This is a genomic window from Chryseobacterium endalhagicum, assembly GCF_016745235.1.
GTDB lineage: Bacteria > Bacteroidota > Bacteroidia > Flavobacteriales > Weeksellaceae > Chryseobacterium > Chryseobacterium endalhagicum.
Map to the genome: position 1 here is coordinate 1,267,334 of NZ_JAELVM010000001.1, position 14,544 is coordinate 1,281,877.

Annotated in this window: 12 protein-coding genes; 9 read left to right on the forward strand and 3 right to left on the reverse strand. The window is 40.3% G+C overall.

The features are described 5' to 3' along the window. Window positions 1-49: 49 nt before the first annotated feature. Window positions 50-817 carry a methyltransferase domain-containing protein gene (locus tag JET18_RS05600; protein ID WP_202089629.1) on the reverse strand — a complete coding sequence of 256 codons (768 nt, stop codon included), beginning with the start codon at window positions 815-817 and terminating at the stop codon, window positions 50-52. Between the two features lie 369 nt (window positions 818-1,186). Continuing rightward, complete coding sequence (locus JET18_RS05605) at window positions 1,187-1,657, reverse strand: Lrp/AsnC family transcriptional regulator (protein WP_202089630.1); 471 nt, start codon at window positions 1,655-1,657, stop codon at window positions 1,187-1,189. A gap of 142 nt (window positions 1,658-1,799) precedes the next feature. Here JET18_RS05605 and JET18_RS05610 point away from each other — a divergent pair, with 142 nt between their 5' ends. The 8 genes from JET18_RS05610 to JET18_RS05645 all read left to right on the forward strand — a co-directional run bounded on the left by JET18_RS05610 (window position 1,800) and on the right by JET18_RS05645 (window position 13,030). After that, window positions 1,800-3,188 carry an MFS transporter gene (locus JET18_RS05610; RefSeq protein ID WP_202089631.1) on the forward strand — a complete coding sequence of 463 codons (1,389 nt, stop codon included), beginning with the start codon at window positions 1,800-1,802 and terminating at the stop codon, window positions 3,186-3,188. Between the two features lie 378 nt (window positions 3,189-3,566). Then, complete coding sequence (locus JET18_RS05615) at window positions 3,567-4,364, forward strand: metallophosphoesterase (protein ID WP_228728487.1); 798 nt, start codon at window positions 3,567-3,569, stop codon at window positions 4,362-4,364. A gap of 64 nt (window positions 4,365-4,428) precedes the next feature. Further along, window positions 4,429-5,349, forward strand: a complete 921-nt coding sequence (locus JET18_RS05620) for a helix-turn-helix domain-containing protein (RefSeq protein ID WP_202089632.1) — start codon at window positions 4,429-4,431, stop codon at window positions 5,347-5,349. 240 nt (window positions 5,350-5,589) lie between these two features. Further along, window positions 5,590-6,735 (forward strand): efflux RND transporter periplasmic adaptor subunit, encoded by a 1,146-nt coding sequence (locus JET18_RS05625; protein WP_202089633.1) that lies wholly within the window; start codon window positions 5,590-5,592, stop codon window positions 6,733-6,735. Between the two features lie 9 nt (window positions 6,736-6,744). Next, on the forward strand, window positions 6,745-9,885 hold the full coding sequence (locus JET18_RS05630) for an efflux RND transporter permease subunit (protein ID WP_202089634.1): 3,141 nt from the start codon (window positions 6,745-6,747) through the stop codon (window positions 9,883-9,885). Window positions 9,886-9,902: 17 nt separating this feature from the next. Continuing rightward, a complete protein-coding gene (locus JET18_RS05635) occupies window positions 9,903-11,321 on the forward strand; it encodes an efflux transporter outer membrane subunit (RefSeq protein ID WP_202089635.1) in 1,419 nt (472 codons plus the stop codon). A 58-nt stretch (window positions 11,322-11,379) separates the two neighbouring features. After that, window positions 11,380-11,934 (forward strand): DUF2652 domain-containing protein, encoded by a 555-nt coding sequence (locus JET18_RS05640; RefSeq protein WP_202089636.1) that lies wholly within the window; start codon window positions 11,380-11,382, stop codon window positions 11,932-11,934. Window positions 11,935-12,064: 130 nt separating this feature from the next. After that, window positions 12,065-13,030, forward strand: coding sequence for a Fic family protein (locus JET18_RS05645; protein ID WP_202089637.1), 966 nt, complete (start codon window positions 12,065-12,067; stop codon window positions 13,028-13,030). A gap of 9 nt (window positions 13,031-13,039) precedes the next feature. On the opposite strand, the gene JET18_RS05650 is transcribed toward JET18_RS05645, so the two are convergent. After that, window positions 13,040-13,378, reverse strand: coding sequence for a cupin domain-containing protein (locus JET18_RS05650; RefSeq protein WP_202089638.1), 339 nt, complete (start codon window positions 13,376-13,378; stop codon window positions 13,040-13,042). A gap of 131 nt (window positions 13,379-13,509) precedes the next feature. Between JET18_RS05650 and JET18_RS05655 the strand changes: the two genes are divergently transcribed. Next, window positions 13,510-14,385, forward strand: a complete 876-nt coding sequence (locus JET18_RS05655; protein ID WP_202089639.1) for a pirin family protein — start codon at window positions 13,510-13,512, stop codon at window positions 14,383-14,385. Window positions 14,386-14,544: the final 159 nt, after the last annotated feature.

Here is a 14,544-nt window from a genome sequence, read left to right on the forward strand (position 1 = left end):
CAAAAGAAGTATTTAGCAATCCCTGCTCCAGAGTGAAGCAGGGATTTTTTTATTTTTTCCTTCCGTAAAGGAGAATTCTTTTGAAGGCATAAATGGCAGGCAGCTTTGGAAAGTCTAAGGCGATCCGCTTTTTAAATTCTGTGGTGAAGGTCTGCTGCTGTTCCTCGCTAAGCCTCTCCAGATAAGGAATCAGGGCCGATCCGGAAATAAAATTGAATAACGTTTCATGATCTTCGGCAATAATAGGATACACTTTCTGTGAAAGATTCAGATCTTCAAGCCCGTTGTCAAACAGGATCTGCGCATATTCATCAATCGTAAGCACGGCAGAAGGGCGGTTCCATTCTTTAAGCTGTGTACGGAAAGGCTCTTCATCTGCCAGTTCAAACAGGATTTTATTCAGCGTATTTCCCGGCTGGTAAGGCATCTGAACAGCCAGTTGTCCACCCATTTTCAGTTTAGAGATAAGTTTTGGAAACAGCTCCTCATGATTATCCGACCATTGTAAAGCGGCATTGCTGAAGATCAGATCCCAGTTCTCGTTGGCATCCAGTATTTCTTCTGTTGAAGCAATCCGGAAGTGAAGACGTTCATGTTCCAGAGCTTTGGATTTTTCCAGCATTTCAGGGGAAGAATCGATTCCGGTAAATTCAGCACTTTGAAATTTTTCGGCAAGAATGGCGGTCTGTTCTCCCGTTCCACAACCCAGATCTACGGCTTTCATCTCTTTTTCTTCGGTGATAAGCTCCGCAAGATCATAAAAAGGTTTAAAACGGATATTTTTAAATTGATTGTAAACTTCAGGATTCCAGGGCATAATTGATCATTTTAAATGTGACTTCAATTTACTCAATCCAGAACAGAATAAAAAAATTAAACTATTAAAAGATTCTTAAAAGAAAGGAGGATAGAAGATGGGAGCGGGAAGTTACTGGAAGGAGAAAGGGGAATCAATCCCGTTTTTATTGAATGTTTAAAGTTTCATTAAATTAATTTGAATTTGGATTAAGACACTCTTATCTTAATAATGGTTTTGAAATTGGAATCCTTGGCAAGGTTTTAAACCTTGCCAAGCATAAAAAAACAAAATTAGGGTTAAAAATAATTTACATGAAAAGACCAGTCAGCAATTCACAGACTGAAATCGACCTCCCTCTTCCAGCTCCCATCCTCCAACCTAAAAGACTCACAAAATCTGCACACTCTCCTTAATGCTGTTCATCACAAAAATACTCTTCGTCTGCCCGATGCCTTCAATTTCAGAAAGCTTATTCACGAAAAACTCATGGAATTCATCCATATTCGGAGCCAGGATTTTCAGCATAAAATCAAAATCTCCGCTGATGTTATAAAATTCCACGACCTCTTTCAGTTTTCCTACTTCTTCAATGAATTTTCCAGCTGTTTTTTTATTGTGGACATTCAGAGCGATCATACAGATCACCATCATGCCTTTATTCACCTTTTTACGGTCTACTACAGCGGTGTATTCCTTAATGATTCCAAGCTTTTCCATGCGTTTGATCCTTTCATGGGTAGGCGTCGGGCTTAAATTGATCCTGGCTGAGATATCACGGATGCTCATTTTCGCGTCTTTCTGAAGCAGACGCAGGATAGACAGGTCTTTTTCGTCGGGATTATATTGTTCTGCAGTCATTTGTTCTGTTTTTAAAGTGATTGTTAATCGTATTAGTGTATATGTTCTTTTAAATTAATTTAAATAATTAATTTGTTCCAAATTTACCACATAATTTTCAAATATGTTCTTTTAAAACTAATTTTGCAGGAAATTTGAATACATGAGTACAAGGAAAAATTTAATATTAATTTTAGCATCGGTAGGAACTTTTGTAGAGGCTTTGGATATTGCCATTATTAATTTAACCATTCCTTCTATTCAGGAACAGTTCCATATTGGAGCAGAGACCGTGCAGTGGCTTCAGACTTTATATGTACTGTTTTTCGGAGGTTTTCTGATTATCGGTGGAAAGCTTTCTGATCAGCTTGGGCGTAAGAAAATATTCCTTATCGGAGGCCTTATTTTTATGCTGACATCTTTGGGAGCAGGACTTTCGCAAAGCTTTGAGGTTTTAGCCATCTTCCGTGCCCTTCAGGGATTGGGAGCCGCATTGATCATGCCTTCCGCCTTATCCATTGTGACGAATACTTTCAGAGGTGAGCAGGAGCGTAACCGGGCGATCGGAATTTTCAGTTCGTTTGCTGCAATTGGCTCCGGAAGCGGCCTTTCAGTGGGAGGAATTATCAGTACCTATCTAAGCTGGCACTGGGTTTTCCTGATCAATGTTCCGATTCTTCTGATCACGCTCATTTTTGCTTATCAGTATCTGCCTGCGGATGAAAAAAGCGAAGCCGGACAAAAAACAGATCTCGTTTCAGGAATGCTGCTGGTTCTGGGCCTTTTAAGCCTTACCTATGGAACTCACGAATTGGTTCATATCAAAGAAAATCCAATACTGATTATCGGTTCTCTAGTGCTTTCTGTTCTGCTTTTGGTTGCTGTATTCATCAGGTTGAAGTCTGTAGCTCAGCCACTGATTGATCTGAAGATATTTAAGCACAGATCTCTAATGATTTCTAATGCCGTTTTCCTTACATTAGGAGCGTTCTTTATAGGATTTCTATTTCTTATTTCACTAATGCTTCAGAAAGATATGGGGCACAGTGCGGCTTCGGCTGGGCTGATGCTTGTTCCGTTCAGTATTATGTCAGCATTGGCAGCAAAATTTGTTCTGCCTTATATTTCCAAAAGATTGAGTTCTTCCCAAATGGGTGTATTTGGATGGAGTTTTATGCTGGCAGGTGCTTTATCTTTACTGATTGCCGTGTATACAGGACATCCACTGGCTGTTGTTTTACTGGGCGCTGCATGTATTTCAGGAATAGGAATGACATTCTGCTTTACGGCTCTTTCCGTGATGGGAATCCAGGATGTGGAACCTTCTCATTACGGTGTGGCATCCAGTTTAAGCTCTACCAGTTACTTTCTGGGAGCGGGTATCGGACTTTCATTTATGACGCTGATGAGTCAGATCTTTCCGTCAAAATATGCGGTTGGAGATTTGAGTTTAATTATCCTGGCAGGATATGCTTTGCTGGCTCTTGGAATGCTCTTGTATTTTATCTTTAAAAGTTTAAAAATCAGGCAGACGGAAATAGCGGTTTCGTAAAAAAATATGGATAAATCAATGATTTTAATGCAAAGAAATTATTATTCCTTTCTATTCAAGGAGAGCAAAGAATACGGCTCTGCCGTTGATTAAGCTTTCATGTAAATATTTGAAAATAGCTGCTTTCTTTTGTATTGTAGCCCGGTAGTGATGGCCTAGGAAGCTGTAGTGTTAAGAAAATTATAATTTGATTCGTTAAAAAATTCCCACTGTTTGAGTGCGGGTAAAATAGCGAACCGTAGCAGAAATGATAAATCCGCACGAGTTTGGGGATTTTAGAGTCAATTTATAATTTTTAACGGAAGATTCCAGCCTTGAATTTTTGGTTCATTTTGTTTCAAGATAAAAGAACATATAAATTTAAAATAGACAAACTATATGAAAAAGGATCGGCATTATGACGTCGGTTCTTTTTATTTTAGCAGAATGAAAATACAGATCATCAGCGACCTTCATCAGGAATTCGGATCGGCTGATTTATTTTTTGATCATGCAGACGTTGTCGTATTGGCCGGAGATATTAATCTCGGGACCAAAGGAGTTGAATGGATTAAATCTAAAATAAAGGACCAGCCTGTTATCTATGTTCTCGGTAATCATGAATATTATAAAGGTTCTTATCCAAAAACACTCAATAAAATCAAGGAGGCTGCGGTAGATTCAAAGGTTTTTGTCCTTGAAAATGAATCTGTAGATATTGATGGCATTCGTTTTCACGGAGCCACGCTGTGGACGGATTTTTCTATTTTCGGAGATCCTTTATACTACGGAATGATCTGCCAGCCGCTCATGAATGATTATAAAAAGATCAGACGGGATCCTTCCTATTCAAAAATAAGAACAATAGATACTTTTAAAATTCATCAGTTTTCAAAGATTTGGTTAAAAGAAAGTCTGGAAAGTTCTGCAGGCTTACAAAATATTGTCGTTACCCATCATGCACCCAGCATTCAGTCTGTTCCGGAACAGTATAAAAAAGATCCGGTGACTTCCGCTTATGCATCCGATCTGGAGGATTTCATTACAGAACATCAGCCTTTGTACTGGATTCATGGACATATTCACACACCCTGCAGATATACCATCGGTAAAACCGAAATTATCTGCAATCCGCATGGTTATATTGATGAAAAATATAATGGGTATGACAAGGAATTGATTGTTGAAGTGAATTAAAGCGATTTTGCCCGTTTCGCTTTTTCGCCAAAAAAAACTACTTTCGTACCCAAATCCATTCTTCATGCGCAAGAAATCCACCACCGCCGAACTACCGGAATTTATATCCATGTTTACCTTTGAAGAGCTGCTTCAGCAGGTGGAATTTGATCTTCGCATTAAGGAATTTGTTGTGATGGAGATAGATAAAGCTACATATGCTGTAAAGCTTAATGCACCCTACCAGTCTGATTATTTCTGTGTTTTTATGGTGCAGGAAGGTAATATCCGTTTCAGGATTGATGACACAAGCTATGAAGTGTCTAAAGGGGATATTATTTTTTGTCCGTTTGGAGAAACATTTTGGATTGAACAGGTCTCTGACGATTACAGATCCAAATATATTTTCTTTTCCCTGGAGTTTATTTCTCAGGCAGGATTCAACTACAGATCCAATAATGTCATGAAAAGTCTTTCATCAGACCCAACGGTGATTATCAGGAAGGAAGAAGATGTTTTCAGAAGAATGAATTTCCATCTTGATGAACTGAAAGCGCTGAACAACGCAGAAAAAGATAATTATTATTTTAATGAAATGATCTGGCATCACTTTTCTCTGGTGATGTATGAGATTGATAATTATTTCAAGAAAATAGAAATGCCGCATCAGGTGACCCATCGCGAAGATGAACTTACGACAAGCTTTTTTATTCTCGTCCAGGAACATTTTAAAAATGAGCATAATGTACAGTTTTATGCGGACAAGCTATGTATCAGCCGTAAATACCTGACTAAGGTGATCAATAAAACCACTTTTAAATCACCGCGGGATATCATTCATCAGGTTCTTGCGGTGGAAGCCAGACTTCTTCTCAAAAATCCCAATCTCAATGTCAATAACGTTGCCGTACAGCTGAATTTTTCTGATCAGGCGTCTTTCAGCAAATTCTTTAAAAAGCACAGCGGAAAGTCACCACTGGAATATAAGAAAGATGATTTGTATTGATAATCAATACTTTATGACTTATTGATTTTTTAAAATGATGTCTTTTTGCTAAATAATCATTGTTTTTTGATTTAAAATACTGAATTCTTTCATTTATGTATTCTATAATAGGCTTCTGATGATATTTCTCATGTTTTGAATAATCAGGAGTCTTTTTGACAAAACAAGAGGTTTTTTGAATATTTCCCTTGAATTTTTTTCGGCCGAATTTTGCCAGGTAAATTTAAAAGGAATATTGTTATGCAGAGATTTTTTATCCAAAAATCAACTATACTTTTCCTCTCGCTTATCGTTTTGGCGGGGTGCGGAAAAGGCAATCAAAATCAAGCTTATCAGCAGCAGGCACCAGAACTTCCCGTAGCTAAAGTAGAGCAGGGAGACGCCTCTGTTGCCAGAGAATACGCAGCCTCTGTGGAAGGGGTTTCCAATGTGGAAATCAGGCCTCAGGTGACCGGATATTTAAGCAAAATCTTCGTAGACGAAGGAGATTATGTGCGGGCAGGCCAGCCTCTGTTCAAAATAGAAGACCAAATCTTCCGTGAGCAGATGAAAAGTGCACAGGCAGCATTGATCACGGCACAGGCCAATCTTTCCACTTCTAAAATAGATTTAGACCGAAAAAAAGAGCTTTTAAGAAACAAAATGGTTTCCGATATCCAGGTGAAAGAAGCAGAAGCAGCGTATAATGCGGCAAGAGGTGCGGTAAGCCAGTCCGTATCTTCCATAGAATCGGCAAAAATCAACCTTAATTTTTCTACGATTAAAGCTCCGGTAAGTGGTTTTATCGGAAGATTCAATTATCGTCTGGGAAGTTTAATGACGCCCTCCAATCAGGAACCAATCACGCTTTTATCAGATATTCATGAGGTGTATACCTATTTCAGCATGAGTGAAAATGATTTTAACAGTTTCCAGAAACAAAATGCAGGAAGCAGCATCAACGAGATCATTAAAAACACTCCGGCCATTTCCCTTTTGCTTTCGGGAGGTGAAAAATATGCACAGACAGGAAAAATAGATGCGGTGGAAGGACAGTTCAACAAAACAACGGGTTCCATCACTTTAAGAGCAAAATTCCCCAACCCGGATAATCTTTTGAGAAGTGGAAATACCGGAAAAATTGTAATGGAACAGTTTCACAGCAATGTAGTTCTGCTTCCGATAGCCTCTACAAGAACAATCCAGGACAAGATCTTTGTATTCTCGATCAAAGCCGGAAAAGCCGTGATGCTTCCGGTAGAAGTGACAGGAAAAGCGGGAGACAATTTTATCATATCAAAAGGGCTTAAAGCGGGTGACGAATATATCGTAACCGGTTTCGACAGACTGCAGCCGGGAACTCCGGTAGTGGCTCAGAAGAAGAATGCTCAACAGAAAAAAGCGTAAGAAGAAATCATGTTAAAAACTATTATAAAAAGACCCGTACTCGCCACGGTAATCTCCGTGCTGCTTGTCATTCTGGGTATCGTCGGTATGGTCAGTCTGCCGATCACAAAATTTCCGGATATCGCCCCGCCTACCGTGATGGTTACGGCAGCTTATCCCGGAGCCAATGCGGAAACGATTGCAAGATCTGTAGCGCCGCCTTTGGAAAATGCCATCAACGGGGTGGAAAATATGGATTATATTACTTCCACAGCCAGTAATGACGGTACTTTAAGTATTACTGTGATTTTTAAGCTTGGAACAGATCCCGATCAAGCAGCCATCAACGTGCAGAACAGGGTGGCACAGGTGACTAACCAGCTTCCTGCTGAAGTTATTCAGGCCGGAATCACAACGGTGAAAAGACAGAACAGTATGATTGCCATGGTTTCACTGACCAGCAAGGACGGGAAAATGGATGATCTTTTCCTTGAAAATTATGCTAAAATCAATATCGTACCGGAACTGAAAAGGGTAAAAGGAGTAGGAGATGCCATGGTATACGGAAACAAGGATTACTCCATGAGGGTATGGCTGGATCCGAATAAACTGACCTCATACAACCTTACTCCGTCCGATATTTCAAGAGCGATCCAGACCCAGAACCTGGAAGCGGCACCCGGAAGGTTCGGGGAAAGAAGTAAGGAAGCCATGGAATATGTGCTTCGTTACAAAGGAAAATTTACAGAGCCTGAGCAGTATGAAAATATCACAATCAAGGCATTGAGCGATGGTTCCGTTTTAAAATTAAAAGATGTTGCTAAAGTTGAATTTGGAGCATACAGTTACAATGTTTCTTCCAATTTCAATAAGAAAAAGTCGGTAACGATGGCGATCTTTCAGATGGCCGGATCAAACGCGAACGAAGTTCAGATCGCGCTTCAGGAAAGAATGAAAGAGCTGGAGAAGTCTTTTCCGGAAGGAATGGCTTATGAAATTCCGTATGCCACAAAAGATGCACTGGACCAGTCGATCGAGCAGGTAATTCATACCCTGATAGAAGCATTTATCCTTGTATTCATTGTGGTTTACATCTTCCTGCAGGATTTCCGTTCTACACTGATTCCTGCTATTGCAGTTCCGGTGTCTATTGTGGGAACGTTCTTCTTTATGAATGTATTTGGTTTTTCTATTAATATCCTGACGTTATTTGCCCTGGTACTGGCCATTGGTATCGTGGTGGATGACGCCATTGTCGTCGTGGAAGCAGTCCATGCTAAAATGGAACATAAAAAGCTTAACCCAAGGGCTGCGACCATGTCGGCGATGAGTGAAATTACAGGAGCTATTGTTTCCATTACCCTGATCATGTCGGCGGTATTCGTTCCGGTGGCCTTTATGAGTGGTTCCACGGGATTATTTTACCAGCAGTTTGCCTTAACATTAGCGATTGCTATTGTGATCTCAGCAGTGAATGCACTGACGCTGAGCCCGGCATTGTGTGCGATATTCTTAAAACAGCACAATCCGGAAACCCATGAAAAAATGAATTTTAAGGAGCGTTTCTTTGCAGGTTTTAATGCAAGTTTTAATAAGCTTACTTTCCGCTATGGGAAATCAATTCTCTTCCTTTTAAAAAGAAAATGGGTAGCATTGATCATTATTCTTGGCTTCGGTGGATTGTTTGTATGGATGTCTATGACTACGCCAAAAGGATTTATCCCTGATGAAGACCAGAGCTTTATTATTGTAACCGCCAACCTGGCGCCGGGAGCTTCCAAAGACAGAACCACAAAAGTAGTTTCCGATACGGAAGATCTTCTGATGAAGAATCCTGCTGTGGAAAAAGTAATTTCTGTAGACGGACTGAATCTATTCAGCGGTTCCATGTCATCGTCAGCGGCTTCTATTTTCGTTAAACTGAAAAAGACCGAAGAAAGAGGAAAAGTAAGCAACATCAATGATATTATCGGACAGGTTCAGGGAACGCTTTCCCAGGATAAAAGAGCGAATTTCCTGGTGATCAATACCCCTACGGTAGACGGTTTCGGGAATACCAGCGGGATGGAGCTTGTGCTTCAGGACCGTACCAACGGAGAGCTTCAGAATTTAGGAAATATATCTTACGGAATGATGGGCGCACTGATGCAGAGACCTGAAGTGGCGGTAGCATTTACAACATTCGATGTAACGTACCCGCAGTTTGAAGTTCTTGTAGATGAGGTGAAAGCCGCACAGCTTGGGGTAAATGTTTCTGATGTACTGGGCGTGATGCAGGGATATTACGGAAGTATCCAGTCTTCGGATTTCAACAGATTCGGGAAATATTACAGGGTTTTGGTACAGTCTACACCGGAAACAAGACAGGATAAAGAATCGCTGAACGGTATTTTCGTTAAAAATAATGCGGGCGAAATGGTTCCTGTCAATACATTGGTGAGCCTGAAACAGGTAACAGGTGCAGAAGTGGTAGACCGTTTCAATCTGTTTAATTCTTCGAATTTAACCGTAATGCCGGCTCCGGGATTCAGTACAGGTCAGGCTATGGCAGCGATTGATGAAGTGAGCAAGCAGGTACTTCCTCCGGGATATACTTATGACTACAAAGGAATGAGCCGTGAAGAGGTAAGTGCAGGTTCACAGTCGGTGATGATCTTCGGATTGTGTATTGTGTTTGTATTTTTCCTTTTATCCGCGCAGTATGAAAGTTATGTACTTCCATTCGCTGTACTGATCGCGATTCCTGTAGGTTTGTCAGGCGTATTCGTGGGAATTACCATGGCGGATCTGTCCAATAATATCTATGTTCAGATTGCTCTTGTGATGTTGATTGGTCTATTAGCCAAAAACGGGATTCTTATTGTGGAATTTGCCATACAGCGCCGTAGAGCAGGGAAAAGTCTTATCGCTTCTGCGGTGGAAGGGGCAAAAGCCCGTCTGCGTCCCATTTTGATGACCTCCCTGGCATTTATTACCGGACTTCTTCCCTTATTGTTTGTGGTAGGGCCGTCAGCTTTAGGAAACCATTCCATTGGATTTGCGGCGGTTTCCGGGATGATCTTCGGAACTGTTTTGGGAATTTTTGTGGTTCCGGTACTTTTTGTGGTCTTCCAGGCTTTACATGAAAGAATGAGCGGAAAAGTAATAACGGAAGCCGACTGGGAATATTAAACCAAATGATTATTAAAATGAATTCAATTAAAAATATAGCCTATATTGCCTTGATCTCCGGTACAGCCATTTCCTGCAAAGTACAGAAATATGAGCAGCCGGAAGTGAAAATGCCTGAAGTCTTCAGAAGTGACAGCATCGCTGCCGAAACTCAGGAGAATATGGCAAAGACCAGTTATAAGGACTTTTTTAAAGATCCGGTTCTGGTAAAACTGATCGATAAAGCTGTGGCACAGAACAACGATTTTCTGGTCGCCTTAAAACAGATAGAATATGCCTCACTGGCCTATAACCAGAGCAAGTGGGGGAATGTTCCCACCATTAGTGCCACGCTGGGAAATGCCAGCATCAGCCGTCCATCTGATAACAGTATGAACGGAATGATGGCCGGGCAGTTCATGGGAAGAAAATATACGGAAGATTATACCACATCGCTAAGTTTCTCTTGGGAAGCAGATATTTGGGGGAAGATCAAAGGAAGAAAGGAGCAGGCTCTTGTAGAATATCTTAAAACCCAGGAAGCCGCCAAAGCAGTGAAAACCCAGCTGGTAGCTTCTGTAGTGCAGGGATATTACAATTTACTGATGCTGGATACCCAATTGCAGATCACAAAATCCAACCTGGAATATTCTGACAGTACCCTGAAATTCTTAACCAAACAGCAGGAACTGGGCTTAACGACAGCCCTGGCCGTACAGCAGCAGGAAATTTTAAAGGATCAGATCATAAAATCTATTCCTGCCATTGAAAGTTCCATTGCCATTCAGGAAAATGCACTGAGCCTGCTTACGGGTTCAATGCCTGATAAAATTGAAAGAAGCGGAAGCCTCAACAGTGTGCAGTCGCCGGACAGGATTTCAGCAGGAATACCCTCAGAATTATTAAGCTACAGACCGGATATTAAAAGCGCGGAACTTGAAGTAAGAAAAAGTGCCGCAGCCATCCATGTAGCCAAAGTAAGCATGTATCCTTCCCTGAACATCACAGCTCAGGGCGGTCTGAATGCTTTCCAGGCCAGCCACTGGTTCAGTGTTCCCGGATCACTTTTCGGGATGGCGGCAGGAATGATTGCCCAGCCTATTCTGAACGGGAAACAGCTGAAAACGCAGTATGAGCAGTCTAAAGTAATGGCAGATCAGGCTGAAATTAATTTTAAGCAGTCTGTCTTGAAAGCGGTAGGAGAGGTTTCTGATGCATTGGTACAGATCCAGAAGCTTGAAGAACAGCAGAAAATTGCAGAAGGATTAGCTGTAAAATCCGGTGAAGCTGTAAAGAAAGCTGATGTTTTATTTAAATACAATTCAGCGACTTATGTAGAGGTGATCATTGCCCAGAGCAATAAACTTCAGGCAGAACTGGATGTAGCTTCCCTGAAAGCACAAAGACTGAATGCCATCACTTCCCTGTACAGAGCAGTAGGAGGCGGCTGGCAGTAAAGTAAAACTGAACCTGCTTCGTCTATGATGGGGAAGCAGGTTTTTAAACTATAACATTATGAAGAATACAAATATACACGAGGGTATTATTCTTATTCCTGATTTCAGCGGGTTTACTGAATTTGTGTTCAATACAAAACTTTATACAGGAGAATATATTGTAAGACAACTACTATCTACACTGATCGATATGAACGACAGATATTTTGAAATCTCAGAAATTGAAGGCGACGCCATTTTATTTTACAGATACGATGACAAACCTTCCTATCAGAATATTTCAACGATACTCTGGAAAATGCGGGATGCTTTTAACCGGAAAATTAAGGAGCTGAACAAAGAGCTGAGCATTTCCATCGACATGTCTTTGAAATTCATTGTGCATTATGGAAAATTTTCACAGTACAGGATCGGAAGTTTTAAAAAGCTTTACGGCAAAACAGTTGTAGAAGCTCATCAGATGCTTAAAAATGATTTTGCGGAACAGCCTTCTTATGCGTTATTCAGCAATTCATTTTTAGAGAACAGCAGGAACAGGGAAGCGGACCTTACAAACCACAAATATCACCTGCCCGAGGTAGGGATGATCCATTATTTTGAGAACGTCAACTAGCATATCTATTTTTTAATCCTTGTAAATTTGCTATGCGTGGCCCGGAGAAATCCGGGCTTTTTTATTAATGATCTGATATTATTAAGAATGATTTCATATCTTTGATACTATCAAATGATACTATCAAGCTTTGAGACCGCCGTATACCATTACAGATAAAATTCTATCATTAATTGTTTCCATATCTGAAAAGATTGGGGAAATTAATGCACATCATCTTTATAAGCCTGCCACTGAACTGCGCAGGAAAAACCGTATTAAAACAATACAGTCTTCATTGGAGATTGAAGGAAATACCCTTACTGAAGAGCAGATCACGGCATTACTGGATAATAAAAGAATTATTGCGCCTTTAAAAGATATCCGGGAAGTACAGAATGCGATTGAAGTATATTCACGTCTGCACGAATTTAATCCTGCAAGTCCCAGGGATCTGGAAAAAGCACATGCTATACTGATGAAAGATCTGATTGATAAAGCCGGAAAATTAAGGACTTCGAATGTAGGAATAGTGAAAGGTTCAAAAGTGGAGCATATTGCTCCGGGCGGTATGATGGTTAAAGGTTTGATCAATGATCTGTTTAAGTACGTTAAGAATGATCCTGAACTTGTTTTGGTCAAAAGTTGTGTTTTTCATTACGAATTTGAATTTATTCATCCTTTTTTGGATGGCAACGGAAGAATGGGCAGATTATGGCAGACCCTTATTCTGATGCAGCAGTATCCTGTATTTGAGTATCTGCCTGTAGAAAGCCTTATTAAAGAGAATCAGGAGGAATATTATAATACACTTTCAGAGTCTGATAAAAAAGGAAATTCCACTCCTTTTATTGAATTTATGTTGACGCTTATATTGGAAACACTACAGCAGCTTCTCAGATCTCAAAATACCAATTTAAATACAACAGACAGACTGTTGCTTTTTCACGAAAAAGTAAAGAACAGAAGGTTTAGCAGAAAAGATTATCTGCAACATTTCAAAAATATTTCTGCCCCCACAGCAAGCAGGGATTTAAAATGGGCAGTGGATCAGAAAATGCTTGAAAAATATGGAGAACAGAGATTAACAGAATATGTGTTCATCAGTAAGAATTAGCAGAACTTCTTACACTCCTTCCACCTTCGAAGTATGATCCTGCAGGTTCAGGCTGAGCCTTACCATACTTTCCTCCTGAGCAATAAGATCATGAATTTGATGAGCTGGAAGAACGATCATCATACCTTTGTTTAATAGATAACGCTGGCCGTCGGTTCCAAAATCAATGATGCCTTCCAGCACCTGGACGATAATGGTATAAGGAGCTTTATGTTCTTTCATTTCCTGGTTTTTCCGGAACAGTATTCTTATTTCTTTGGCAAGATCTGTTTTGATCATCACCTTCACAGCAGGCTTATTTCCTTCCTCATAATGCAGGTCTTCATAAAATGATGCGGTGTGTACCATGATGCTGATATTTTAATTTCAACTTAAGTTACGACATTTTTGCAGGAAGTGATTTATTAAACTAGTTAAATGTACAGGAATTTTTATCGTCCTACATTTGTCTTATCAAAATCAAACAATAACTTACAGATATGGACAGAAAAGATTTTTTAAAGAAAGGTTTACTGGGAACAGGAATGTTTGTGGCATCTGCTTCCTTGGGAAATACCATGAAAAATGAGATTGATGAAATCGAGCCGCTGGAACCGATCGGATACAATCATTTACCCAATCCTGATTCTAAAGTTAAAGACAATTCAGTGATTCATAAGGCGGATTCAAGAGGGAGAGCTGATCATGGATGGCTGTTGAGCAATCATACCTTCAGTTTTGCCAACTATCACAATCCGGAAAGAATGCATTTCGGAGTTTTGAGGGTTCTCAATGATGATCATGTGGAAGCCGGAAGAGGGTTCGGAACCCATCCTCATGATAATATGGAAATCATCAGTATTCCGCTGGAAGGCGATCTGGAGCATAAAGACAGCATGGGAAATACCGCAGTGATCCAAAGCGGAGATATTCAGGCAATGAGTGCAGGAACAGGAATTATGCACAGTGAATTCAATAAAAATAAAGACAGTCTGGTGAAATTTCTTCAGATCTGGGTATATCCGAAAAAGAGAAATGTCACGCCACGATATGACCAGATCACGTTGGACAAAACAAAAAGCAAAAATACATTTCAGCAGATTCTTTCCCCAAATGCTGACGATGAAGGAGTATGGATTCATCAGGATGCCTGGTTTCATCTGGGCAATTTCGATAATACCATCGAGTCTCATTATCAGATTAAGAAAAAAGGAAACGGTGTGTATGCTTTTATTCTGAAAGGAAGCGCCGAAATAGAAGGTGAAAAACTGGAAGAAAGAGATGGCTTTGGAATCTGGGATATTTCAGAGCTGAATATTAAAGCTACGACGGAAGGCACAGAGATCCTGCTGATGGATGTTCCGATGACGATGTAATAAAATAGATTAATGAACCTTGTTTCATAATATTGTGAAGGGCTCTCTTTTTTAAGGGGGCTTTTTTGTCATGTTATCGCTGTTTTCCTCTGCTAGCGCGATCGTCCCGGTAAGACATAATTTCTTTTTGTTGGAAAGCGCAAAGACGCAATATTTTTA

Coding starts and splice junctions, on each gene's coding strand:
- JET18_RS05600 (WP_202089629.1), bottom strand. CDS start 817: ATGCCCTGGAATCCTGAAGTTTACAATCAATTTAAAAATATCCGTTTT.
- JET18_RS05605 (WP_202089630.1), bottom strand. CDS start 1,657: ATGACTGCAGAACAATATAATCCCGACGAAAAAGACCTGTCTATCCTG.
- JET18_RS05610 (WP_202089631.1), top strand. CDS start 1,800: ATGAGTACAAGGAAAAATTTAATATTAATTTTAGCATCGGTAGGAACT.
- JET18_RS05615 (WP_228728487.1), top strand. CDS start 3,567: ATGAAAAAGGATCGGCATTATGACGTCGGTTCTTTTTATTTTAGCAGA.
- JET18_RS05620 (WP_202089632.1), top strand. CDS start 4,429: ATGCGCAAGAAATCCACCACCGCCGAACTACCGGAATTTATATCCATG.
- JET18_RS05625 (WP_202089633.1), top strand. CDS start 5,590: ATGCAGAGATTTTTTATCCAAAAATCAACTATACTTTTCCTCTCGCTT.
- JET18_RS05630 (WP_202089634.1), top strand. CDS start 6,745: ATGTTAAAAACTATTATAAAAAGACCCGTACTCGCCACGGTAATCTCC.
- JET18_RS05635 (WP_202089635.1), top strand. CDS start 9,903: ATGAATTCAATTAAAAATATAGCCTATATTGCCTTGATCTCCGGTACA.
- JET18_RS05640 (WP_202089636.1), top strand. CDS start 11,380: ATGAAGAATACAAATATACACGAGGGTATTATTCTTATTCCTGATTTC.
- JET18_RS05650 (WP_202089638.1), bottom strand. CDS start 13,378: ATGGTACACACCGCATCATTTTATGAAGACCTGCATTATGAGGAAGGA.
- JET18_RS05655 (WP_202089639.1), top strand. CDS start 13,510: ATGGACAGAAAAGATTTTTTAAAGAAAGGTTTACTGGGAACAGGAATG.